General features: G+C 43.7%; 14 protein-coding genes and 2 pseudogenes. 14 read left to right on the forward strand and 2 right to left on the reverse strand.

The features are described 5' to 3' along the window. The first annotated feature begins 81 nt into the window (after positions 1 to 81). Together NSS82_RS17475 and NSS82_RS17480 are read left to right on the forward strand one after the other, a co-directional pair. Positions 82 to 5,688 (forward strand): golvesin C-terminal-like domain-containing protein, encoded by a 5,607-nt coding sequence (locus NSS82_RS17475; RefSeq protein ID WP_076273218.1) that lies wholly within the window; start codon positions 82 to 84, stop codon positions 5,686 to 5,688. 112 nt (positions 5,689 to 5,800) lie between these two features. After that, on the forward strand, positions 5,801 to 5,974 hold the full coding sequence (locus NSS82_RS17480; protein ID WP_162164256.1) for a hypothetical protein: 174 nt from the start codon (positions 5,801 to 5,803) through the stop codon (positions 5,972 to 5,974). Between the two features lie 306 nt (positions 5,975 to 6,280). Here the strand turns inward: NSS82_RS17480 and NSS82_RS17485 are convergent, their stop codons facing one another. Together NSS82_RS17485 and NSS82_RS17490 are read right to left on the reverse strand one after the other, a co-directional pair. Next, entirely contained in the window at positions 6,281 to 6,997 is a 717-nt protein-coding gene (locus NSS82_RS17485; RefSeq protein ID WP_256718567.1) for a galactose-binding domain-containing protein, read from the reverse strand. Next, a pseudogene (locus NSS82_RS17490) lies at positions 6,974 to 8,122 on the reverse strand (glycosyl hydrolase family 8); the annotation flags it as partial. The pseudogene NSS82_RS17490 and the gene NSS82_RS17485, both read right to left, overlap by 24 nt. 975 nt (positions 8,123 to 9,097) lie before the next feature. Between NSS82_RS17490 and NSS82_RS17495 the strand changes: the two are divergent. The 12 genes and pseudogenes from NSS82_RS17495 (at position 9,098) to NSS82_RS17550 (ending at position 26,420) form a co-directional block, all read left to right on the forward strand. Next, positions 9,098 to 10,039 carry a hypothetical protein gene (locus NSS82_RS17495; protein ID WP_036677055.1) on the forward strand — a complete coding sequence of 314 codons (942 nt, stop codon included), beginning with the start codon at positions 9,098 to 9,100 and terminating at the stop codon, positions 10,037 to 10,039. Positions 10,040 to 10,147: 108 nt separating this feature from the next. Then, positions 10,148 to 16,945 (forward strand): putative Ig domain-containing protein, encoded by a 6,798-nt coding sequence (locus tag NSS82_RS17500; protein WP_076273220.1) that lies wholly within the window; start codon positions 10,148 to 10,150, stop codon positions 16,943 to 16,945. 201 nt (positions 16,946 to 17,146) lie between these two features. Then, on the forward strand, positions 17,147 to 17,824 hold the full coding sequence (locus NSS82_RS17505; protein WP_076143631.1) for a response regulator transcription factor: 678 nt from the start codon (positions 17,147 to 17,149) through the stop codon (positions 17,822 to 17,824). After that, positions 17,821 to 18,837 (forward strand): sensor histidine kinase, encoded by a 1,017-nt coding sequence (locus tag NSS82_RS17510; protein ID WP_076273221.1) that lies wholly within the window; start codon positions 17,821 to 17,823, stop codon positions 18,835 to 18,837. Before NSS82_RS17505 ends, NSS82_RS17510 begins: the two co-directional genes overlap by 4 nt. A gap of 78 nt (positions 18,838 to 18,915) precedes the next feature. Beyond that, complete coding sequence (locus NSS82_RS17515; RefSeq protein ID WP_440971520.1) at positions 18,916 to 19,638, forward strand: ABC transporter ATP-binding protein; 723 nt, start codon at positions 18,916 to 18,918, stop codon at positions 19,636 to 19,638. Further along, entirely contained in the window at positions 19,635 to 20,408 is a 774-nt protein-coding gene (locus tag NSS82_RS17520) for an ABC transporter permease (protein WP_076106680.1), read from the forward strand. The genes NSS82_RS17515 and NSS82_RS17520 overlap by 4 nt, the downstream gene beginning before the upstream one ends. Continuing rightward, on the forward strand, positions 20,405 to 21,163 hold the full coding sequence (locus NSS82_RS17525; protein ID WP_076106682.1) for an ABC transporter permease: 759 nt from the start codon (positions 20,405 to 20,407) through the stop codon (positions 21,161 to 21,163). The genes NSS82_RS17520 and NSS82_RS17525 overlap by 4 nt, the downstream gene beginning before the upstream one ends. A gap of 293 nt (positions 21,164 to 21,456) precedes the next feature. Continuing rightward, on the forward strand, positions 21,457 to 22,041 hold the full coding sequence (locus NSS82_RS17530; protein WP_232061372.1) for a TetR/AcrR family transcriptional regulator: 585 nt from the start codon (positions 21,457 to 21,459) through the stop codon (positions 22,039 to 22,041). 157 nt (positions 22,042 to 22,198) lie between these two features. Continuing rightward, a complete protein-coding gene (locus NSS82_RS17535; protein ID WP_076106684.1) occupies positions 22,199 to 23,068 on the forward strand; it encodes an NAD(P)-dependent oxidoreductase in 870 nt (289 codons plus the stop codon). Positions 23,069 to 23,132: 64 nt separating this feature from the next. Further along, positions 23,133 to 24,185, forward strand: a complete 1,053-nt coding sequence (locus NSS82_RS17540) for an LLM class flavin-dependent oxidoreductase (protein ID WP_036677037.1) — start codon at positions 23,133 to 23,135, stop codon at positions 24,183 to 24,185. A gap of 60 nt (positions 24,186 to 24,245) precedes the next feature. Next, positions 24,246 to 25,186, forward strand: a pseudogene (locus NSS82_RS17545) (alpha/beta hydrolase). A gap of 307 nt (positions 25,187 to 25,493) precedes the next feature. Further along, entirely contained in the window at positions 25,494 to 26,420 is a 927-nt protein-coding gene (locus tag NSS82_RS17550) for an ADP-ribosylglycohydrolase family protein (RefSeq protein ID WP_036677031.1), read from the forward strand. Positions 26,421 to 26,452 lie beyond the last annotated feature (32 nt).

Consider the following 26,452-nt stretch of genomic DNA (forward strand, 5'->3'; position numbering starts at 1 on the left):
ATCGCTTCTTTATGATCTTCGAACAAAGGAGGGTTTTATTATTTTGAAAGCGTTATCAACTTAAGGGAGGCTGTGAGTTGTATGATAAAAAGGAAGCTGTTTTTCTTAATCGTTTTCATCGTGACGATATTAGTTCCTTTCAGCCTAGATGGAATAAGGACCGCTTATGCAGAGACCTTACCGTATAAGACGATTATCATCGATGACGGGAGCATCACGATCAATGATGTTGTGACACCTGATGTGGGTAACGAGAACAACGGATATTTGGCTCCGAATTGGACCACAAGTACAGGGGTGAAGGGGTATGATAACTCCAGTTCCAAATATACGAGTACAGCAGGCAGAACGATATCATGGAATCCACGATTGGAAGCGGGAACGGCGAGAATTTCGTTATACAAGCTTAACTGGGAAGATAAAGCAGATAGCAATGTAAAAATTGAAATCGTCCACAATGGAACGACGGATGTTCTTTTTATGGATTTGAGACCTTCATTTGGCGCTTCTGTGGGATGGGTTGATTTGGGAGAGTACTATTTTTCCGGAGTGGGTAACGAATTCGTTAGATTAACTCGGTCTACCAGCACAACCAGCACGATACTTACTCGTGCAGATGCGGTCAAGTTCGAAGGTAATATTCAGCAAAAAGAACCTCATAAGACGATCATCATTGATGATGGAAGCATCACGATTGATGATGTCGTCACCACTGATGTAAATAACGCAAATAACGGATTCTCCGCTCCTGATTGGACTACAAGTACGGGAGTGAAGGGATATAATAATTCCAGTTCCAAATTTACCGATGCAGTAGGAAGAAGCATCACATGGAATCCGCGATTAGAAGCAGGGACGGCGAAAATTTCATTCAACAAGCTTGATTGGGCGGACAAAGCAGACAGTAATGTTAAAATCGAAATTGTTCACAATGGGATTACGGATGTCATGTTTATGGATCTGAGACCCTCGTCGGGACCATCGGCCGGATGGGTTGATTTGGGGTCATATTATTTCAGTGGTGATGATAGCGAATTTGTCAGACTGACTCGAACACAACCTACGACCGGAAAGATCATTACGCGGGCCGATGCGGTCAAATTTGAAGGGAATATCCGGCAGCAGGCTCCCCCGTTGCCTCCGCTGCGCAGCCGTACATTGGCGAATCTCAGTTACACGGAAAAAGGCAGCATCGAGAATGCCGGCTATAAAGCAACCTTCTATGAAGCAGCTTGGGATGGTGGCAAATCCATCGTTCGTGATTTGTTCTACAAGGACACGGATACGGAGAACTGGGTACCTGTCAATAATGTGTCTGAAAGACTTGAAGAACAATGGGTCTTATTGGATGGGAATGCGGGGAGTCGTACCAATTACTACGATACGATGAACAAACACTGGATTACATTCGACGAGATCGACTTCCCCGACAGCCACACGGCGATATTAACCGATTCATCACATGAAAGCGATTACGATTTACAAGTGAACTGGTCTATGTCAGGGGACAAACCTGATGTTTCCTTCGCCTTTACACCTCGCAGGGATGGCAATTATGTAATCGGTTATCAGTCCTTCACAACAGAGCAAATCTCAGGTGTCAATGAAGTGTTAAATGGTTTCAGATCACACGCCAAAATGGTAGGTTCAGTGGAATCAACAAGCTTAAGGGAACTGAGCGCTCCGATGAGTCTGGTTGAGAAGAATGACGGTTCGGGGAATCCATTGACGTATGGGGTATTTGTACCGTCGGATGAGCTTCCGGTTGAATTTGAACCGACGGGAGGTGTTACGAAGCAAAGGCTCGGCATGAGCCTTGTCAACAACGAAGGCAGCGTGCAGCCAATCTTGTATGCTCCTCAATTAGGGACCTATTCGCAAATGAACGCAGAAAGCACTTATCAATTTCATATGGGACTAATCGCTCAAAAAAGCAATTTGTATGAGTCCTACGCGGATATTCTTCGCAAAGAGTACGGTTATTCTGCATACCGTGAGAATGTATCAGATCAGTCGCTTACTGACGCGATGTTCAATATGATCGATTTACTTAAGATAGAGCCGCAAGGAGATGACTCTGTTGATTATGTCCCGTCACCCAGCGGGTGGTGGAGCCGTGCCAAGGGCTTCATTGACATCGAAAACGAGGATAGCGTTCGAACAAGCTCGAATGCGGTTCTTTTGGGGGCTTACTATTTGACTGGGGATGACCAGCTTTACGATACGAGAGCATTGCCGTCCGTCCAGTATGGCTTATCGCGAAATGGCATAGGTTGGTCGCCGACGCAGAAGCCAGTATACGGTGTGCCGTCGTTATGGAAAATGGCAACCTTGCCGTTTGATTTTTCAAGCGTAGCCGCTGTCAATCAGATGATGGGTACTTCGGCAGGAATTGGGGCGCTAGCACAGGAAGAGTACCTCGTGCGTGATCCTGACCAGAAAGACCGCGGTCCTGTCATTCAGCCCCTGATGATGTATCGTATGACGGGAGATGCGCATTATTTACAGGCTGCCAAGGATGCAGCCGACAGCTATATCATGCAGCATATTGATACGCCTGCATCTGTTAATGTGAGTAAAAATGAGTTCATTTATTATTATAGCAAGCTGTGGATGGAGATCTTGGAGCTTTACGAGGAAACTCAGGATCCCAAATACTTAAATGCTGCTTATAAGGAAGCCAAACGGTATGCAACAATGTTCGTTGCTCGTCCGGTTCCTGAAGGTGCCGTTACGATTCCGCAGCCTGAGACGTATAATTACGCGGAGTCGTTCCACTGGCCGGAAAGTGGTAAATATCAATATCCTCGGATCAAGCTCCCAGAAGATGTAGCCGGAGGCGTACAAGCGGATAGTGAGCTTGTATCTCCCAATGGATTGACGTTTGAAGCGGGAAGTACAACTGGCTATTATCGGATGAATGCTCAGGAAGCTCCATTTATGCTGAGATTGTCGCTCTATACAGGTGATAAACTGCTGCAGGATATTGCTCATAATGCGGTTATTGGTCGATATTCCAGTTATCCAGGTTATTACTATAAGGGCTTCGCCGTTAGCCAACTTGAACCAGAGTTTCCTCTGGAAGGCCCAAGCGGGGCTACATCTATATATTATCACCATATCCCGGGACAACTCGGGCAAACGATGGATTATTTGATCAGCGAACAATCGTTGAAATCGAATGGTAGTATTACATTCCCTACTGTATTTGAAACTAATTTTTTATGGTTCAAATATCACCTCTATGGAAACAAACCAGGTCATTTTTACGGTAATTCCGACGTTTGGCTCTGGATGCCCAAGGGGATTATTAAGACCAACCATCCTCAATTGAACTGGATAACGGGAGAGAGCGGGAATAAATTCTACATCGGGTTAAGCAACGAATCGTCAGCTGAAGTCCAGACTCCTATCGAATTGAATGCGCAAATCATTGGGTTCAACCCGGCACAAGATTATACCGTAACCATCATCCGCGACAATGGAACACCAGAGCAAACGGTTATGAGTGGCGGAATCATTCAAGCCACGGTTTCAAGCAAGGGAATAACCGCTATCATTGTAGAAGGACTCAACATTGATGTGCCGCTGCACCAGGTCAGAACTGCTGATACATCGGAGGCAAGCTATTTCTTCGATATCCACAGCCCTATAGATGCGGTTAAAGGTATGCTGATCGTCAAGCCCGACGAAACGGCCTATGATGCTTATGTGCAGGCAAAAACGACAAAACCAGCGACGATCCATTATTCCTTGGATGGCGGGGCGACGTATACGACGATTCCAGATACGATTTATCCGATGGAATGGTCGATACGGGTAAACGATTTATCCCAAACCTTCACTTATTATGTGGAATCGGACGGGAAACAGACTCGCAAGCGGACACTCTATTTGCCTGATCAGGTACAAGAAACTCCGGTTCAACCGGATTGGCAGAAGGGTTCATCGATCATTGTGGATAATACGGAGGCGGAGACAGAAGGCGTCTGGATACGGGATACAACCGCTAACGACTATTACTATGATAACTATGTGTACGCCAAATCGGCTGCCGGCACAGCGACAAGCAGAATTAAATGGCAGCCTGAGCTGCCGGAAAGTGTTACTTACAGTGTGTATTACAAGCTTCCGCAAATAACCGCTACAAGTGAAAATTGGGCAACGAATGCCTCATTTACGGTTTATTATAGTGGAGGCTCCGAGACGGTTACCGTTGATGAGACAACGGCCAATGGGACTTGGGTGCACCTGGGAGATTATCCTTTTGCAGCAGGCTATAGCGGATATGTCGAGTTAACCAATAAGGCCAACAAGTCACGGGTAGTTGCCGATGCGATGATGTGGGTCGATCCAAACAGTATGCCGCAATTGGAGTCTGTGGTGATCCTGTCGGATCGGAGTGAACTGCAAATGACTCAAACCGTACAACTAAGCGTGACCGGCTATTTGGATAACGGTCTGATTGGTGATCTATCACAGGCAAATGTGCAATATTTCGTTGATCGAACCGATCTGGCTGAAGTGGACAGTAGCGGTATGTTGACCCTTCTAAGTCTCGACGGAGAAACGGATCATATTGATGTATGGGCCACTGTAACGATTGACGGGGTGACCTTAACAACGCCGTCTTTGACAATTGCGATCAGGGACTTAACGGTTATTGTCGACAGCACGAATACGACTGGGTTATACACGACAGAAGGATCTTGGAGCCAAAGCAATTTAGCCGGATACAAAATTGGGGTTAAGTCCCGTTACTCTACCGTGCAAGGATCATCAGCGACGTGGAAAGGCCAGTTCCCAGAGGGGAAATATACGGTCTCCATCTACAAGCTCGTCCATACGACGGCAAACGATAATTATGTCAAAGTAGAAGTGAAGCATCAGTCGGTTACCGAGGTCACGTATATTGATGCAACCGTCGGCTCCTCAGGTTGGGTTAATCTAGGAACGTTCGACTTTACTGGAGACGGCAGCGAGTATGTTCGTCTAACCAGGGTTACTCCGACAACGGTAGATCCGCCAACTCTACCTGCCGATATGATTTATACGAGGGCTGATGCAGTCAAGTTCGAACGGCATTCCGTTAGCCCGGAATTGCTTGCAAATGGGGTGCCAGGTAAACCGGCACTTTCGAATAATAGCGGTGTTGCCACAGGCATAAATGATGGCAATTACGAAGTTACGATGAATATGTGGTGGGGAAACAATGGCTCACTGTATAAGTTGTACGAGAATGGCCAATTGATCCAAACGAAGTCACTGGCCGATGTTTCGCCTGCTGCCCAGACTTCCATTATTCCTATTCAAGGAAAGCCGAATGGAACCTATGTGTATACATGTGAGTTATCGAATTTGTATGGAACGACTTCATGTGATCCACACACCGTCACCGTGACTGAGGCGAATCCCGGCAAACCTGTGTTGTCTAGTGACAACTGGGATCAAGATGGGGACTATAACATTACTGCTAATATGTGGTGGGGCACGAACGCAGCACAATATCGATTATATGAAAATGGCGAACTCATTGAAACGCAATCTTTATCTTCACAAACACCAAGTGCTCAATCGGCCATTACACAAATCTCAGGGAAAACTCCTGGCATTTATCAATATCACTGTGAGTTTATGAATGGAAGTGGAACTACGGAAAGTGATACTATACAGATTATTGTAAAATAAACCTATGAGCTGAGTGGATGAGAACGATCCATTCGGCTTTTTATTTCTAGGAATTTAGTATTGAATTATGCAAATCACTTGTAAAACGATGATGTAAGAAGACGGTACATTTTTGGAACATATGCCGGAGCATCCGATCGTATTTAATCTAATCTTTCAAAGCTCACAACTGGGTGATATTTACACGATACTGCTCATGCTAGATCAGCAGGGCGATTTCAGCCAACCGTATTATTTTGAACGTGAGATGTGCCAGATTAAAAAATATAACTATGTGCATCCTTGAAAAATCAATTACGGCTTTGATCGGCCCCTCCGGTTGCTAGAAATCAACCTTGTTGCGAACGATAAATCGAATAAATGATCAAGATCAGGATATGAGAGTGGAGGGAGGCATCCAGATTTCGGGATATTTAATCTTTAATAAAGAGATACGAGCAAATGTCGCAATGGAAATGGTTCTTATTCTCCTATAATCGAAATGAAGTCCATATAGCTGCACATCCAGTGATAATACGGTTTATAGAACCGTCGCTGCCCTAAGCAAAAGTAACAAAGCCTGACGGATTCATATCCGCCAGGCTTTGTTCAATTAAGAGCCGTAAACCTCGAAATCGAATATTGAATAACCGTATACGGTCCCTCTAGCAGTACACAGCACTCTGACGTAACGTCCGCTATTTGCGGTAAATGTAATATCGTCAATAGAACCATTACCGGTCGTTGTTACGTAAGTATCCGTCCATGTTGTTGCGTCGTTAGACACCTGAACTTTGTAGCCTTTAGCGTAAGCATCTTCCCAATTCAACTTGATGCGGTTCACACTTTGGGTTGCACCCAGATCGACGTAAATCCATTCATTGTTGCTTCCTTCCATGCTCGCCCAACGGGTAGTGGAGTTGCCGTCTGTTGCCTTGGAAGCTTCAAATCCTGCACCTTCGATAGAGCTGGCTACCGCTGTCTTACCTAGCGCAAGGTTGGTGTTGTCAGGAGAAGTTGCACTTGTAGTTGCTGTTGCGGTATTGCTGTTAGCAGACAGGTTGCCTGCGGCATCGACAGCTTTCACCGTAAAGCTGTAAGCTGTCGATGCGGTAAGTCCGGTATCGCTGAAGGATGTGTCTGTAGGTGCGCCTACTTCCACGCCGCCACGGAAAACCCGATAGCCTGTTACACCGACATTATCTGTGGAAGCAGTCCAACTCAGATTAATTTGGCTGCTTGAAGCTGCTGTTGCGGTCAGATTCGTTGGATCCGAGGGAGCTTGTGCATCCGCTGCACTGTAGGTAGGCTTCCACCAGTTCCCCGAGATGAACAGTAGGTTCAGCATGTTAAAGGAGTCGCTAAAGTAACTTTCCTTTTTGTTCTTCATCCAGTCCCAACCGGCATTGACCCAAGCTTGATGCGTGCTGGTAGTCGTCGCTGCGGAGATGAAAGGCGCTACGAATACCGCTGTTGCATAAGTACCGCGATTCGAACCGTTCAGTTGGTAACCGTCCTTCACATTGTTCGGATTGTTGCCTGTTTTTCCTTTGATCCATACCACCATTTTATTAGCGATATCCTTACCGCGGGTATCTCCGTACAAGGCGTAATCCATTACGATCCGAAGTGGTACACGGCTTGCATTGTAGTTGTATTCATTTGTTTCAGGGAACTCTTCCAAATAGTTTGGGGGAGCCGGCTTAGGCGGGTTGCCTACCACGAAGTCCGATATCAGACCTGTGCTAGACGAATAAGCTGCTGTAAATTGGCTGTATACGTTATACAGATTGTTGATGACACTTAGCCAAGTTGAATCTCCAGTTACTTCATTGAAAGCCCGTAGATGGCTGAGCATCCAGTCGGAGGGACGGGTATTCAAGGCGCTCTTCGTATCCCAGTCACCAAGGTTCAGCCTGTTGTTAGTTGTCACATTGCTAAGCTTAATAGCGCCAATCATCTTTTTGGCTTCAGCCAAATAATTGATCGTTCCGGTCGAGCCCCATTGGCGATCAGCTAGAATAAGGGAGTAAGCGATATCGAGGTCCCCGTCTGTTGCCGAACCGAAGTGCCCTTGAGCCCCAGTACTATCTGCTACTACCCATCCCATCAGGTTCGGGTTGTTAGAGCTCTTGAACGCTCTAGCCGTTTTGAACAAACCGTCATAGATTGTTCTGGAATTCGTATCGTAACCGGCCATAAGCACGGTAATGACCATACCATATCCTTGGCCTTCCGATGTGCCTAGCGGATCGAAGCCGTCCGCTTCGCCAGTAATGTCACCTTTTACATAGTATCCTCCAGGCAGCGAGGACAGGTTGTTTTTAAGATAAGTAGCCTTCCAGTAGTCATAGTAGGAAGCTACTGAACTGTTCAATGAGGATTGACTGACGTGGTTTGGTTTAATGATACCCGGATAGCTGACTTGTTGAGGAAACGGTTTCAATTCACCCGCTCCATGAGCTTTTGGTTGAAGCGGTGCAGGTGCGGCTAATGTCGATAGAAGCATAACCGCCGAAAGCATAACAAGTAACATCACTTTCATTGTGCCTGAGGTCGATTTCAATGAGTACATAAAAATTCCTCCTTAAGTGATGGTTAGTTTAATTAACGTCAATGAATTCTCCTTCCCTTTAGACTGATCTCCAAAGTAACACGCTTAGCAATAAGTGATATTTATGTCTATAAAGTTTAAGCGCTTTAACTTTAGGGCGGAAGTGACATTTACTTATATGCTGAAAAAGATTTGGAGATACGTGCTTCATTAGGGAATCATCGCATCCTCAACGTTACTATTGACACTTTCATTGTGCCTGAGGTCGATTTCAATGAGTGCACAAAAATTTCTCCTTAAGTGACGGTTTTTAATTAACGTCAATGAATCCTCCTTCCCTATAGTCTGATCTCCAAAGTAACACGCTTAACAATAGATGTTATTTAAGCCTATAAAATTTAAGCGCTTTAACTTTAGGGCGGAAGTGACATTTGACTTATATGCTGAAGAGATTTGAAGATACGTGCTTCTATAGGAAATCATCGCATCCTCAACGTCACTTTTCACCTATAGGTAGAAATTGCTAACCCAGCAGCATTACTTATGCTCAAATGTATCACAACTATTTTCGCCGTGTCTAGGTGTTTGTGAATAAAATTTAAAAATTAATATCCATAAATAAAAGCGTTTACACCAAACGACAGTTCCTTTTTAAGATATTGATCCCCTAGTACACACAAAGTTGCGAACTAGGACTGTTTTTTTATAAGTCAAATTTGTTCTAATTCAGTCTAAATAAGCGCTTACATTAGGGGGTGGCTAAACTTACAATAATGTCTAACCATTTAAATTTGGGAACTTCTCCTGCAACGGGGAAGAATTTCACTGTCATGGCTTTCATGCAAAGCTAGGTTGAATATTGGAAAGGGGGCTGTCATGGGGATTACAAGACGAAAACCAACAGTGATTATCTTGTTTACCGCTCTGATTGTTCTTGCTTTACTCATGTTGGGCTTAACTAACAAAAAGGCGGAGCTGCCTGAAAACTGGATATTTACCGTAGATGGATATGCCGTAACAGAGGAAGAATTTCATTTCTATGTAACAGAGCAAAGAGCTGTAACAGCAGACTATTTCTTCAGAACTTATGGGGCTCAAGTAGATGAGGGCTTCTGGACACGTAAATACGGCAAAAATCATGAAACCCCCTCTGAATACGCCAAAAATTCTGCGATGACTGCATTGCTAAAAACCAAGCAGGAGCAATTTATTGCAGATGAGCGGGGGATCGCCCCTTATAAAAGCTTTGATGAGCTAGAATCCGACATGGATGATGAAAATGTTAAGCGAGCTAAGATGGATGATTCAGGAGAGACATACTATGGGCTGCCTCAGTTTGATTTATATCAATACATGCAATATTTAAGTGGCGCCCGTTGGCCGGATTTGGTAGAAACCCAGGTTAAGAAAACGAAAATGAGCAACGCGGAGTTACAAGTTGAGTATGCATCAAAAAGTGCGGAATATACTCGTGTTGCTGATAAATTAACGGCTGCGTTAGCGACAACGGGGCAGGCCAAGGAAGAGAAAGTGCTAAATCGTTTGGATATATCCAAAGAAGATACCGAGTCTCTTAAGTTCTGGGAGTCATTAGCTGCTGCTTCTGTAGGTGAGACAGTAATCGGTAAATATATGGACGAGGATGTCATTGCCACATTAATCACAAAACCGGAAATCACCAAGCTTAAACTGGAAGAAGTGAAAGATTCCATTATATACGAATGGGCGGAATCTGACTTGCGAGCGTTAATTACAAATACGAATAAATTGAAGATCGTGTATAACGGTAATCGATTCAGTGAATTAGTAGTGAACTAGAATAGTTAGTTTTTAAGTTTATAAAAATCTATGTCTATTGAGATTTCCATAGATACAGATTTTTTATAAAGTATAAATTTATTAATTTCAAAGGGAGGAAATTTTGGAATGATACGATCGAAATGGATGCAAAAAGCTTTGTCGATAGTTACGGCAACAACGTTGGCATTCCCTGGTCTGTTCGGCTTGGCGCCTTCATCTGAAGTATCAGCTGCGGGAGGGGGCGAATCTTTTGACTCCGTTGTACTAGAATTGACACAAGCCGCAGGTCAGGCAGGCAGGGTAAATCTTTCCTATAAAGGTTCGCCTTTAAGCAGTCTGGTTAAAGGACCGGTTATTGACGAGGTAAGTTATGATTCCAGCAATTCGCATCTTTTAACTGTTAATAATCAGGGTAACATTACTTTATCTAACGGTTATACATTTGCGTCGCCAGGTGCCCCGGGCGTCCCGGTGACAATCACGGCCACGGCAGGTTATTACCCTGACTCAGAAGTGTTATTCATGGAGGACTTCGAGAACAACAATGGTCCGATGACATCTATGAGCAAATTAGGCTCGTCCTTCACGCTGTCCGATGCACAGTCCCGCTCTGGATTGAAAGCGATTACACCATCGGATGATACGAATAATGAAAAGGTAGCCCAAGACGTGGCATTGCCGGCTGGCAGCAATTATAAGATGACGGCATGGTATTTTGACCCGTATCCTAATGAGGAGAAGACTGCGACGGATAGAACGCAATTTGCTATTGTAGATGGCAAAAATGCCACCTTTGCCGGGACATTCTATCAAAGTTCAGAGGCTGATGTTATTCATAACCCGACGAAATATACTTGGGCTTATGAACCATCATCAGCGGGTACAGCAGGCAACCGTTGGAAAGATAGCGGGGCTTTACGTTCCACAGGCTGGCATAAATTCGAGTGGCTTATTACACCGAATGGTGCGACGTTACAAATAGACGGAACATTAATATCCGATTCAGCGCAAAGTGATATTTACAAAGCTATGAAGAGCGGTACAACCATTCAGCCTAAAATAGCTGGAGGATGGAATAGCCAGTCAGGGAACAAAGCTTATATTAAAAATAAACATCTAATTGACGATTTTTATGTTGTAAAAGATGTGGCTACAACAACAGGTACCAGAACATTAACAGTGAATTTGGTACCTCCCGGCGGATTGCCAAATTTAGAAATAATCACTCAGCCAACAAGGGCAGAAGTGAAACAAAGTGAGACAGCAACATTTAGCATTACGGCATCAGCCGCTGCTACTGCTTATCAATGGTATGTATCTGATGACGAGACTGGCTTGAGCGGGACAAAAGTCAGCGGAGCTGATAAGGCAGTATTAACACTTTCCAATGTGGACGCAGCTTCACAACAAGGCAATTTTTATTATTGCGAAGTCTCCTCGGCAGAGGGAGTTGTGGTGAAATCCCATGCTGTACCGTTGTTGATAACCACCAATACGCAGGTGAATGCACCAATTAATCCAACGCTTGACTCGGATACGGGTATTTATAATGGCGCTTCCAATTACGGCGATACCCTTGTAACACTGTTCAAAGACGGTGGACCTGTTGGTTATTATTTATCGAAAAATGGGGGTCCCGACCAGCCTAACAATCATGAAAGGCATCATGTTCTGCCCTATGCAAGGGCACTGGGAGTGGGCAACTACACTGTTACAGCTATTGTCATAAATAATGCGGGAGATATCAGTGAAGAAGTTGCAGCATCCGGAATATTGAAAATCGAGAAATTGCCTACACCGGCAAATGCCAGATGGAACGGCACATACGCTACATGGGATCGCGTCGCTAACGCATCTGCCTATTCGGTTCAACTCTTCAGTAATGGAGTGGTTAATGGAAGCCCGATTGCAGCGACAAGCAATGATACGGCTTTGTCTCCGACTTTAAACGATACATTTAAAGTAAAGGCAAACGGCAACGCAACGTCACGATTCTTGGACTCTGATGAATCAGGGGAGAGTGCACAATATTCAGCGAACATTGCGCTAATTCGCCAGAACGATACATTACGGGCAGGAGATAGAACGCGGTTAATGGTTGACACAGCTGATGTGTTCGTTGCTGATAACATCAGCTTCAGTCCGGCGGATCAAGACAAGAATAAGATTGAAGTTGATGATGCCGGATTCGTGACGGTTAAGAAAGGTTATATTCCGACAGGGAACGAAGAAGTTACTGTACATGTGAGCGTTGATTACTTCAATAAGGCTGACACTAAATTTTACGATGGATTTGAAGGGGAGAAGAAATTTTCAAATGGTGCGAACGGATATATTCACAGCGATGTGATGTCCCGTACCGGAGGAAAGGCCGCGACATCAAGCGGCGCCGGTCAGGTGGCGACTGTTCCAGGTACCTATAATTACGCCCCTGCAACCGGTAAGACAACAATCGTTACTGCTTGGTACTATGATGATGGCAGAGCGGCTTCCAATGACCACGCTGTCTTTGGCTTAACCCCATCGTCCAATGAACATATCGCAATAAATTATGGCAATGGAGATGGTGACTGGACGGCAAATCTGACCAATTACGCAGTCAGACCCGGTTCATCCGGGAGATTCTATCCTGTAGATGTCAAGCGAAGTGAAGGCTGGCATAAATTTCAATGGTTCGTTACATCAACAGGAACAACCTATAAAATTGACGGACAAGACATTCAAAGGCAATCAACAGATGGCGGAAATTTTGATACCCTAGTTAAGAACAATATTTCCAAGATCGATGCATTGCAGCTTGCTACGAACTGGGGCAACAAGGCTGGAACGGTTAAGGATATACAGAACAGGCACTTTATCGATGACGTATATGTTATCGATAGTGGAATAACAGCCCAAACCGGAACATCTTCTATTACGCTAAAGCTTTTGTCCAAAGAGTATAGCCACTTGGAAGACAGCACATATGTTATGGGTCTGGACGACTATAATATCACCGTAAATCCTGATTTAGCAGATCTAGCTGGAGTGGAGATCGGCGCTGTAACACTGCAGCGGGATGTGGATTATACGGTTAGCGGTAATGTATTGAAAATTAACAAAGAATCATTCGCAAGAAATAATATCGTGCCGGGGAAATATACCGTTAGACTTGATCTGTATCCTGCCGAAATCACATTCGAGTTGAACATTGTACCCCTTGAAGTCCGTGATTATTATTTCTCCAATAACGGTGACGATCATGCAGATGGACGCACACCGGCTACAGCATGGAAATCAATCTCCAAAATTAATGAATATGTATTTATGCCAGGTTCAACCATTTATCTGGATGCGAATAGCGTATGGAATGAACAAATCAGACTGCGTGGCAATGGTGAGGAAGGAAATCCGATTACGCTTACAAAATATAATACGACCGACCCTAACCAACGCCCGGTAATTAATGGTGGAGGAACAGCGTCGAGCCCATCTGGCATTTCCTTAAACGGTACCATTGAGTTATATGACGTTAACTATTGGATTGTCAGTGGAATTGAAGTAACGAACATCGGCAATGCGGCAGGTGACGGCCGTTCCGGTATCGCTGTAATGTCACGGATTTCCAAGCTGGGACAAGGACAGTTTAATATTCAAGATTATGCTGATGCTCGTATGCAAGGAATCGTCATTCGAGATAACTATGTTCATGATGTTAATGGGCTGCACCAAGCAAATGGAGCAAGTAAGGTATCCGGCGGCATCATTATTAATGGTTATGTAGATATATTGGTTGAAGGCAACAAAACCCTTCGTTGTGATAACGAAGGTATTCGCAATAATGCCTACGGGCCAAGCAATCCAGGGACTAATAACACAGGCATTACTTGGAGTAACTCAAGCTATCCTTGGGCATCCAACGCTGTGTTTAGAAACAACTGGGTTTCTAGTTCGGTTGGAGATGGCATTGTCATGTCCGGCGGGAACAACTCCCTTGTGGAACGAAATGTGGTCACAGACAACGGTTATAGCTATTTAAGCGATAAGAGCGGCAATCTGGTTACGAACTGGGGTCCAAATAATACAACACCAACATATCTAGGTTCGCAAAACTATGCAGCAGCGTGGATTATGGCAAGTAAAGGCACCATCTTCCGCTATAATGAAGCTGTGGATAACCCTTATCATGCAAGTAATGACGGTATGGCTTGGGACATTGACAACTATTGTCAGGACAATGTGTATGAATACAATTACAGCCGAAATAACTATGGTGGTTGGTACTTACAGATGAACGCTGCCAAGGGCAATATCGTTCGCTATAATATTAGCGTGAACGACGGCCGCAGCCCGGATTTTAACAAGAGTTTTAACAGTCTAATATTGCTTGCAGGAGGTTCTTCAACGAGCGAGGAATTAAGTGGCTTATACTATAACAATGTTATCGTCACACCATTGAAGAATAGCAGTTCGTTAGTATTTGACCCGACAGCCTCCAACTTGCACATTTATTTCCAAAATAATATATTTGCCTACACTGGGGCAAACAACCAGGTTGGTCTGAAAGGCGGGGGAACATCAGCTCCATTTGCAACCGGACGGTTTACAAACAACATTGTATATCCGGCTAATCTTTTTGGCAGCATGAACGCAGGTGGAGGCGGATATCTAGGTGCAGGCGTAACAGCAACAGACAACCGCTATGTAACGGAAGAGGAACTAAATTCTATATTAAATGATTATAAATCTGCGCCGGAACATTGGATTACCAACAGCGGAACAGTGGATGCCAAGCTTGATTACAGTGCGATGAACGGGTTCCGTCTTGCTGATGGTAATAACCTGGCCTATGGTGCAGGTGCCGAGATTGTAAGCCCATATGTGGATCGGGCGAACGCTCTGCCTCATATGACGGAGAGAACAGACTTCTTCGGCAATCCACTTAGCGGAAGAACGCCTTCCATCGGCGCGCACAGCCCTTACGCGGTAACTTTTGATTCCAATGGTGGCAGCGAAGTTGCGATGAAGTTCGCTGATATGGGCGGGACAATTACCGAGCCAACAGCGCCGACAAAAGAAAAGACTGTTTTCGGCGGATGGTATCAAGATACAGGATTAAACGATGCCTGGAATTTCGTTGCTGATCCTGTTACAAGGGATATTGGATTATATGCGAAATGGGTTGAAGACGCAGGTACGGCACCAACGATTACGACGAATTCGCTTGCGGATGGCAAGGTCGGACAACCTTATTCGGCAGTTCTTACGACTGAAGGCGATAAGCCGATCAAATGGGCCGTTGTAGAGGGTCAATTACCATCAGGATTGAGCTTGGATGAAGATGCAGGTGTTATCTCTGGTACACCGGATCAGTGGGGTCAATTTACGTTCAAAGTTCAAGCAAATAATGACGCAGGCAGTGACACAAAACCGTTCAATATAGTGATCACTGAAGATGTCTCAGTTGACACAGCTCCGGGGATTATCACTAAGAATTTGCCAAACGGCAAAGTTGGACAACCGTATACGGTAACACTAGCGGTATATGGCAGCGAACCGATTACTTGGAAGGTCCAGGGAGGTGATTTGCCAGTAGATTTGAACCTAGATGAAGCAACAGGCGTTATCTCGGGTACGCCTCAAGAGACAGGATATTACGAATTCACGGTTGCAGCAACGAATGACTTTGGTATAGATGAGCGAGTATTGAGCATCGAGATTAAAGAGGATAAGCCAGTTGTTACAGCTCCGGAGATTATCACTAAAAATTTGCCAAACGGCAAAGTTGGACAACCGTATACGGTAACATTAGCGGTTTACGGCGACAAACCGATTACCTGGACAGTGAGTGATAATAATTTACCTGCTGGGCTGAATCTAGAAGGAGCTACGGGTGTTATTTCAGGCGTGCCTACTGAAGCGGGAACTTACAAATTCAATATTACGGCTTCCAATTATGCAGCTATGGATACGATAGAGTTAACTATTGTAATTACTACAAATGACAGTGGTGGCAATAATGGCAATAACAATGGCGGCAATTCAAATGGCCACAGCAGTACGCCGACTCCTTCGCCAGAGTTATCAGTAGCGGAGCGTATTGATGCTACAATCAAAGAGCAGCTGAAGAAGGGTAATTCCATTGAATTGACGATGTCAGCCGGAAAAGATGAGCTTGAGATTCAAAGCGATACGATCGGTGCGATTATTAAAGCTGACAAACCGCTAATCGTTACGAATGACACCTTATCTGTGGAATTGTCCGCTGAATTGTTGAAGCAATTGAATACAGGAAAGCGGATGAAGGTTGTTATTAAACCTGTAGATGAAAGAGACGGAGCTATAGGGCGGGGATATGAATTGAAGATCTTCGCGGATGGCCGGGAAGTAACGGATTATACAGGGCTTATACCCGTAATCTTCGATCTGTCAAAAGAGAAGTTGTCGACAAACGATCTTAGCATGTTATGCGGTGTCATGCTTCGATTGAACGGTAATATGGAACGTTTAGGCGGCAACTATGACCATGAGACAGGTAAATTTACCTTCAAGGCAAAAGGACTAGGCTATATCTTCGTTACAACCAAGCCTGAACCTGTGAAATTGGAATTCACTTTAGGGAAGACAGGGTATAAATTAAACGGAATCGAAATGAGTATGGATGTTGCTTCGATGGTAGTTAAAGGCAGAACGTTAGTGCCACTGCGCTTCGTTGCTGAGAGCTTAGGAGCAAATGTAAGCTGGGATAACGTTACGAAAACCGTAATGATTACCTTGAAAGGTCAGACTTTGTCGATTAAGATCGGTGAACTTGCATCAGGAATGGATGTAGCAGCTGAACTTGTAAACGGACGTACTATGCTCCCATTACGCTTCGTTGCTGAGTATTTTGGTGCAGATGTATTCTTCGATAATACTACGAAATCCATTAGTATCATGAAGTAGTATTCACTAACATTAGCAGCTACGCACGAAACCCTCTAACATGTACTGTATGTTAGAGGGTTTTCTAGTGTGCGCCTTGCATGGACGATAACTTGGCAGTGAAAGTCCGCACGAACTATATAATTGTCTTAACTGGAAACAATTCTTTAGATTGTGTTAATCTGTCTAATAGTGAACTCGATTTAGAGAGAGGGAAGTTACTTGAAAAGAAACGTGTTATATATTGAAGATAATGAGAAGATAGGCAGTTGGGTAAAGGAAGAATTGGAACAACGAGGATTTTCAGTACAATGGCTCCTTTCTGGTGAAGGAGCTGAAAAAGAAGTGAATCAGCATGAAATCGTTATTTTGGATATCATGTTACCCGGTTTAGATGGATTTACTGTGGGAAAACGATTAAAAAAGGCAGCTCCTGCTGTTCCTATTTTGCTGTTAACTGCTCGCACATCGATAGATGATAAGGTAGAAGGGTTACAATTTGCTGATGACTATTTAACGAAACCATTCCATACGGATGAATTAGTTGCTAGATTAGAAGTATTAATCCGTCGAAAGGGCGGAACACATTCCGAACGTATTTCATTAGGGAAATATATTGAAGTAGATCCAGAAGTTCAAATGGTATTTGACAAACACACAGGAGAAGAAATTATATTGACAGGGAAACAACATCATATTTTGATGTACTTCTTACGCCACCCTAATCAAGTTTTACCAAAAGAACAAATTTATGAAGCCATTTGGGAAGAAGCTTATATCACAGGTGATAAAACATTAATGGTACATATCCATCGACTGCGTCAAAAGCTGGAACGTCATCCAGACTCCCCAGAGATTATTGAAACGTTGAAGGGAATAGGCTATCGGGTGAAACTATGAAACAGACTAAATCATTATTTCGTCGTTTTCTAAAAGGACATTTTCTATTTATCTTTTTACCTCCGATCATACTTATTTTCTTATCTGCGTTCATTGAGTCTCCTTTTAATGAAGAAGAGCTGAATAAGTTAAATTATTTTTACGTTGTACTTCTTTTGTTTGGTTTTATTATTGTCGCATTTGTGGTAATCTCTTGGATTTTCTTCTTGAGACTTCGTAAACGTCTTAACCGCTTACAGGATGTCATGTCATTTTCAGCTAATCATAATTCATTTCCTAAATCAATAGTTGTTCAAAGTGATCGTATGGATGAAATAGACCAGTTAGGCAGTTCTTTTAATTGGATGATTCAACAGCTTGAAGACAGTCGCAAGCGAGAACATGAAGAGGAATTGTTACGACATCGACTCATCGCGAATTTATCTCACGACTTACGAACACCGCTTACCATTTTGAGAGGACATGTCACCCGATTAAATAAAGAATCATTGAGTCTAGAAGGACAAAACTCATTATCAGAGATGAACCATACGATTACTAGAGTCGGAGAACTAATGGATGATTTACTTTCCTATACATTGCTTACATCAGGAAAACATCCTTTTGAGCCCACTTCAACAGATATTGGACGTTTAGTAAGAGCATCTGTTGCTGCGTGGTATCCTGTATTTGAAGAAAAAGAAATCCAGATCGAGGTTGATTTACCGACAGAGGCGACTTTTTATTGGGAAGCAGATCCTAAATGGATGACACGGGTTCTTGATAATTTATTTCAGAATATTCTTCGACATGCAGCAGAGGGGAAATTTGTAAGCATTGGGGTTGATGTAGAAAAAGAACAGATCATTGTTGCAGACAGAGGTCCAGGTATGGATAACTCATCCTATGAGCGTGGGGCGGGGATTGGTTTATCGACTTCAAATTATATGTTAAAAAAAATGAAACTGAAAGCTGACTTTACATCAAATGAAGATGGCACAAGAGTAGCTATTGGTAGAGAGAGCTTAACCTAAAGTTAACCCAGAAGTAAATAGCAGGATAACCGAGATGTAACTTTGCTTCTTTATAATTAGAACCATAACAGAAGGGAAGTGTTATGGTTGCTTACAATTAATAACTTAGTCAAACATCGCGGAACTGTGGAAATCTTATCAGGTATCAGTTTTAAAGCTAGACCTGGTAGAGTAACTGGTTTTTTAGGTCCAAATGGGGCAGGTAAAAGCTCTACGCTTCGTATCCTGCTTGGGTTAGATCGTGCCACCTCAGGGAGTGCGCTAATCAATGGAAAGCCATTCGCAGAACTACATAATCCTATAGCAACAGTAGGTGCCGCACTTGATGGATTTGGAGCTCATCGTATGCGAACAGGACGGGCACACTTGCGTTGGATTGCTCGTGCCGCAGGATTGTCTAACTCACGTGTCGAGGAAGTTTTGGAAATAGTAGGTCTTACTAATGCCGCTGGAAAAAGAGTTGGGAAGTATTCTCTTGGTATGGGGAGAAGACTTGGAATTGCAGCTGCGCTGCTTGGTGATCCAAAAATATTGATTTTAGATGAGCCCGTAAACGGGCTCGACCCAGAAGGAATTCGTTGGATTCGGACATTTTTACGTGAACGTGCTAAGTCTGGAAATACGGTGTTATTATCCAGTCATCTAATGGGAGAGCTTGCAGAGACCGTTGATGATGTGGTGATTATTAAGCATGGAACCATCGTTGCAGATGGAACTTTGGAAGAAGTAATAGGTAACTATTCCACGCTGGAGGAAGCCTTTTTTGCCCTGACATCTGAAAATGCAGGTGATGTTGTATGAGGGCATTCAACGCGGAACTATCTAAATTGATCTCCCTGCCAGGCATTTGGCTAGCCTTACTTATTGGAGCATTTGCTCCGGCAGCCATTGCTGCTTTGGACAGCATAGCACAAAAAGAGGAGATTATAGCTGGAGTTAGCACACGGCTATCGGAAGTTGGCTATATCGGGTTAGCTCTTGGTGTGCAAGGTGTTATTATTCTTGGTGTGCTTGCTGTCAGCAGTGAGTATTTGACAGAGAGCAGTGAATCAGGTGGAGGACAACAGATTACAACGAGTTTAACAGTTGTTTCATCCCGTCTTCATTTTTTGCTGGCAAAAGCAGGCGCTGTGACTGTGATCAGCATACTGCTTTGTATTGTTGCTATTATGACAACTGTGTCTGTAACGCATCTTATTCTTGGTGAATATGCCCCTGCATTTGAATGGTCCAGACTTATCGGTGCCATTTGTTACTGGACATTCACTGCTCTTTTAGCACTTGGAATTACTTTGCTAACTAAGAATGGCATCATCCCGCTTGCAGTGCTCATAATAAATTCATCCGTTGTATCATTTAGTGTCCTGTTATATAGGGTTACAAAGTTGGCGTTTTACTTACCAGATAGGGCTGGCGCTGAAATGTTTATGTTTACGGACAACACGTCAACAGGCAGTTTATTCGACAGGTTTCACACCCCCTTCACAGGCGGTTTAGTCATGTTTGCCTGGGTAGTCGTTGTTTTCATTGTTGCAGCTATTGTATTCCATAGGAGGGACGTTGCAGCATGAGTGTCTCATCTAGTAGAAAGATAACACAAATCCTTGGTGCTGAACTGGATAAATTAGTTACATTACCATTGATAGGGCTCACTCTTATGGTTACATTCATACTTAATTTAGGTTTAGCCGCAGCTTTTACTTCTGTTGATCTACAAGAGGCAGCAGGAACGCAAAATATACTGAATACAGGACTTTCTTCTATGGGATATCTTCAAGCAGGGTTTATTATTCTTGGTATATTAACTACTTGTTCGGAGTATACAGGGGGACAGATTCGAACTACTTTAACTACGATACCTTGGCGAGGGTTTCAATTATCCACGAAGTATTTGGCCTTGGCCATTATAACCATTCCTGCGGCGTCTATTACTACTGCATCAGGTGTGCTATATACCTTTATCATGATGAAAGACACAGCAGTAGTGATTGAAATAGACGAAATGATAAAATCATTAGCAGGTGCAACAGGCTATCTAACTTTAACCACACTTCTCAGTGCAGCTATAGGTGCTTTATTAAGACGAACTACTCCTGCTTTAGTGGTACTGCTTGGCTATTACTTCATTGTCAGTCCATTGTCGAAAGATTTTCTACACAATACTAAATATTTTTTTCCAGATACAGCAGGTTATTATATGTTTATGCCGCCTTCCTCCGATGAAATAAATGTCCTTACACCAATGGAAGGGACAGGTATTTCCATGTTATGGACACTGGTCTTTATTACAGCAGCCATTGTACTTTACCGTAAACGAGATGCCTAACTCTGACTAGCTGATATGATCATTTAACTAGATCAATATACAACAAACATTAATGTTTGAATAAAAGATGTTTTTGAGCAATTCAATGAATAAGTATTTCATCTAAGAACGGACACCAATATGAGTGTCCGTTTATTTTATAAATCAAAAGAATAGTCTGGATTAATGACATAGTCTAGGATTTTAATAATAGAAAATAAATGTACAAATATCGCAAAGAATCATGAGCGAAAGTTCTGCTCACTTTTTTCTGGACTGATCAGTTCAGATATGTTATATTTCAATGACGGGAGGTGTTACTTATCGCTAGGACAAAAGAATTTAACAAAGATCAAGCGCTGCATCAAGCCATGCTATTGTTTTGGAAAAAAGGATACGAAGCGGCTAGCATACCAGATTTACTAGAAGTGATGGGCATTAGCAGATCCAGCCTTTACGATACGTTTTCCGACAAGCAAACCTTGTATACAGATGCCCTTGAGCATTATAAAAAGGGGAATTTCAATAAGCAGGCTATTCTTGAACAGGCATCAAGCGTTAGAGATGGAATTCTTCAATTTTTTGAGTATCACATTGCTTCAGCATACGATACCAGCCTGCCGGGCGGATGTTTTGTTACGAATGTAGCTACAACATTGGAGTCGCCAGATGAAAAAATTAATGAGTTGATAAAGACTAGTTTTTTGGAATTAGAGCAAGCTTTTTGTGACCTTTTAGAAAAGGGCCAGCAACGGGGAGAAATTGATAAAACGACTGATATCAAAGTGTTATCTTATTTATTGCTGAATTTACATCAAAGCATAAATATTATGGCCAAAGCAGATCAGCACCCGGAACGTGCAAAAGAGATGATTAGCTTTGTAATTGCAGGAATCTAATTTTTTTTAATTATTTTGGAACGATCGTTCCGTTATCATGTTTCCCATATTATGAAGGTGATAATTGAAGAGTATATGTTAGACTATATTTTTTTTGATTATTTTGGAACGATCATTCCGTTATTGAGAAGTCCATCAAAATAAGGAGAGGTGTCTAATGAAAGTATCGTTTATTGGGCTTGGAAATATGGGGCTACCAATGGCCCAAAATCTATTGAAAGCGGGTTATGAATTAGTCATCTTTAATCGGACCCCTGAAAAAGTTGAACCCTTAATGAAACAGGGAGCACGATATGCCAAAACACCGCTAGAGGCAGTGAAAGAAGGCAATCTTGTAATTACCATGCTTTCTGATGATGCTGCTTTGAAGGAGGTCGTCGAGGGACCGAATGGTGTTCTGAATGGATTATCGGAAAATGGAATTCACATCTCTGCCAGTACAATCAGCGTAGATCTGGCTCGAAAATTATCCGTCTCGCATGCGGAGCGAAAGCAACACTTTGTGTCTGCCACGGTGATGGGGCGCCCAGATGCCGCTAAAGAAGCTAAATTGCGTATTATTTTAGCTGGTCCGGAACAAGCAAGACAACGGGTACTTCCCGTTTTAACAGCAATGAGTCAAGAGATAGTAGAGATTGGGGATCACGGCGAAGAAGGGAACGTTGTAAAAATTGGCGTTAACTTTCTAATTGCTTCAATGCTGGAAGCTTTGTCGGAAGTGCAGCTAATGGTAGAAAAGCACGGTATTGATTCGTCCCAATTTATGAATGTTGTAAATGCTCTTTTTCAGTCTCCAATATATCAGAACTATGGAGCGATCATGAGCGAACAGCGCTTTGAACCGGCCGGTTTTAAAATGAAGCTTGGGTTAAAAGATGTTGCATTGGCTATTGAGGCAGCGAAGTCCGTTCAAACTCCTCTACCTTTAGGTCAGCTTATCCACCATCACTTGTCTGAGGGAATTGCCAATGGTTATGGTGAGTTGGATTGGACGGCTTTAATCCGTTGTCTTGAGCATTCTTCTTAAGAAATTGGGTTGTCACCGATGATGTCGGACAAATCGCAAGAGAAAATATAAGGAGAGATTAACTATGGAAATAGGTGTTACTTCGTTCATAGAAACAAAGCCAGATACTGAGACCGGAGTTGTGATGAGTCACGCACAACGATTACGTGAAGTCGTCGAAGAAATCGTCCTTGCGGATCAGGTAGGACTAGATGTGTTTGGCATAGGTGAACATCATCGTGAAGATTATGCAGCTTCATCACCAGCAGTGGTGTTATCTGCTGCGGCCCCCCTAACAAAGCGGATTCGATTGACGAGTGCTGTGACGGTCCTTTCATCAGCTGATCCTGTCCGTGTGTTTCAGGATTTTGCCACGCTGGACGGCTTATCCAATGGACGTGCCGAGATTATAGCAGGCCGGGGTTCCTTTGTTGAATCCTTTCCGCTTTTTGGTTATGACCTGCATGACTATGAGGATTTATTTAATGAAAACATTGAGCTGCTTCTGAAAATACGGGAATCTGAGAAAGTAACATGGAGTGGAGGACATCGATCAGCGATAAATAATCTGGGTGTATACCCGCGCCCTGTTCAGCACTCTTTACCCGTATGGATTGGTAGCGGCGGTACTCAGGAGTCTGCCGTACGTGCAGGACTTCTGGGTCTGCCATTAGTCCTGGCGATTATCGGTGGAAACCCAACCAATTTTGCGCCGCTTGTACAACTGTATAAAAAGGCGGCAGCTCATGCCGGACATGATGTTTCGCGGCTTCAGGTAGGTTCACATTCCATTGGATTTGTTGCAGAAGATACGGAACAGGCGGCAGAACTCTTTTTTCCGTCTACCCAGTACGGTATGAATAAGCTCGGTAAAGAACGGGGGTGGGCGTACTATGATCGTTCCAGCTATGATGCTGCCCGACGCTTTGATGGTGCGCTGTATGTAGGGGATCCGGAAACAGTCGCCCAAAAAATTATCCATCTGCGTAAGCATGTAGGGATTACACGATTCATGATGTATGTTCCCTTAAGTACGATGCCGCATGAGTTGGTTATGCGGGCTATAGAACTGCTCGGTACAGAGGTTGCGCCGCGAGTACGAGAGGAAATTGCCAAGTGGGAAGCTCAAATGGGATAAGGATTATCTATGAATAAAACGTAAACGAACGAATTCATTATTTTATTTGGAGGGATTATTATGAGTATTGAACCACGTATACTACCAGAATTAAGAGAGGTTTATTCACAATTTCCAGGGTTTGAATTGGAGAAGAATTTAGAGTGGAGCAGGAGCTTAGTGTCAGCTGCATCCGTGGAAGGATCAGAGCATGTAAACACAACAGTCGCAAAATCCCGAGGGATGGAGGCGAGATGCTGGTGAAAATTTATGAACCTGCCGGGCGAACGAATGACTTGTTACCTGCCATGCTATGGATTCACGGGGGCGGATACGTGTTAGGACATCCGGATATGGACGACGAATTATGCGAACGTTTTGTTCAGACAGCTGAATGTATTGTCGTATCGGTTGATTATAGGCTTGCTCCCGAGCATCCTTATCCGGCGGCGATCGAAGATTGTTATGCTGGATTGGTATGGATGACGGAGGAGGCAGCCTTGCTTGGCATTGATGTGAATCGGGTTGCAATTGCCGGTGCTAGCGGTGGCGGCGGACTGACAGCAGCGCTCGCGCTGATGGCGCGTGATAAAGGAGGACCCTCTCTTATTTTCCAAATGCCATTATATCCGATGCTTGACAACCGTAACATCACACCGTCCAGTCATGAGATCACAGAAGCAGGCGCAATCTGGAACCGAACAGACAACATAGCAGCTTGGAACATGTACCTGGGCGAGGAGAGCGTTGGCAGAGGAGAATCTACTTATGCAGTACCCTCGAGAGCGGAGAACTTGGCAGGTTTGCCGCCAGCCTATACTTGTATAGGTCAGCTCGATCTATTCCGAGACGAGACAATGGAGTATGTGGCACGACTTGCACAAGCAGGTGTAGATGTTGAATTCCACCTGTATCCCGGTTGTTTTCACCTTTTCGAAATTTTCGCTCCAGAAACAGAAGTGAGTCAGCGCGCTGTTCAGGGCTATATGGATGCGATGGCCCGGGCACTTCACCCTAACTAATTACTGGGACTAAAGTAAATTGCGAATACGCAGAAAAACTTGATTGGTTATTTAAGTAGAGACACGTAATTATTCGGGAAAGATTCATAAAAAAGATGAGGTTGTTGATTTTTAAAAACAGCCTCATCTTTTGTTATATATTATTGATTTTAAAAAAGGCTTAGATTACTATCGTATTGTTCATTGGAAGCTTATTTTTTCAATTTTTATTTAGATGATGCAAAACAGTTTAAATATTGATAGGGTAGGCTTATATATTTGTAGGCTACTTGATCCAAATTATATCTAGTGATAAGGAGAATACAACATGTGGGATAAAATTAAGGGTGGGCTTTACGGCTTATTGATTGGAGATGCTCTTGGTGTCCCCTATGAATTCAGATCAGCGGAGCAGCTCCCACCTCTGAAGCATATTGAGTTTACTCCTCCTGTGGGCTTTCAGCCCACCTACCGAGATGTCCCTGCAGGCACCTGGTCGGATGATGGTGCGCAGGCACTATGTCTGCTGGAGAGTCTGATCGATAAAGGTACACTGGAGCTAACTGATTTTGCAGACAAATTGGTCGATTGGTATCACGAAGGTAGATGGGCAGTAGCCCAACAAGTTTTTGATATTGGGATACAAACCAGTCGTACGCTGACTACTTATTACCATGGAATGTCCCCTTACGAGAGTGGCAATACGGTTCCTGATGGGAAAGGGAATGGAGCGCTGATGCGCGTGCTACCACTTGCCTTGTGGCATAAAGGAACAGACGAGCAGCTCGTTCAAAACGCACATACTCAATGCCTTGTAACTCATGGACATATTTGTAATCAGGTATGTTGTGCCTTGTATGTGTTAATTGCACGTGAACTGTTGCAAAAGCAAGACTTCAATCTGTGCTACCGAACTGCTCTTAGCAAGCTTCGAAAGATCTACCAGCAGATGCCTGAGCATGAACGGGAGCTTGAAGAGAACATTCAGCCTGATAAAGTATTCTATGGCGAAGGATCTGGTTATGTCGTGGATTCCTTGTTCAGTGCATGTATGATCCTCCAAACCTGCACTTCCTACGAAAATGCCGTCAAACGAGCAGTTGCCTTAGGCAACGACACGGATACAACGGCCTGTATCACAGGCGGTCTTGCGGGAATCCGATATGGCTATGAGCATATCCCTCAGCGCTGGATCAACCAGCTGCGAGAGACAGATCTGGTTGATCAACTGCTGCTCCGTCTTCAATCTGCATGAGGAGTACTAAGTTCTATTAGCATTAACTATGA

Source organism: Paenibacillus sp. FSL H7-0735, from assembly GCF_038008505.1.
Taxonomy (GTDB): Bacteria; Bacillota; Bacilli; order Paenibacillales; family Paenibacillaceae; genus Paenibacillus_AQ; species Paenibacillus_AQ odorifer.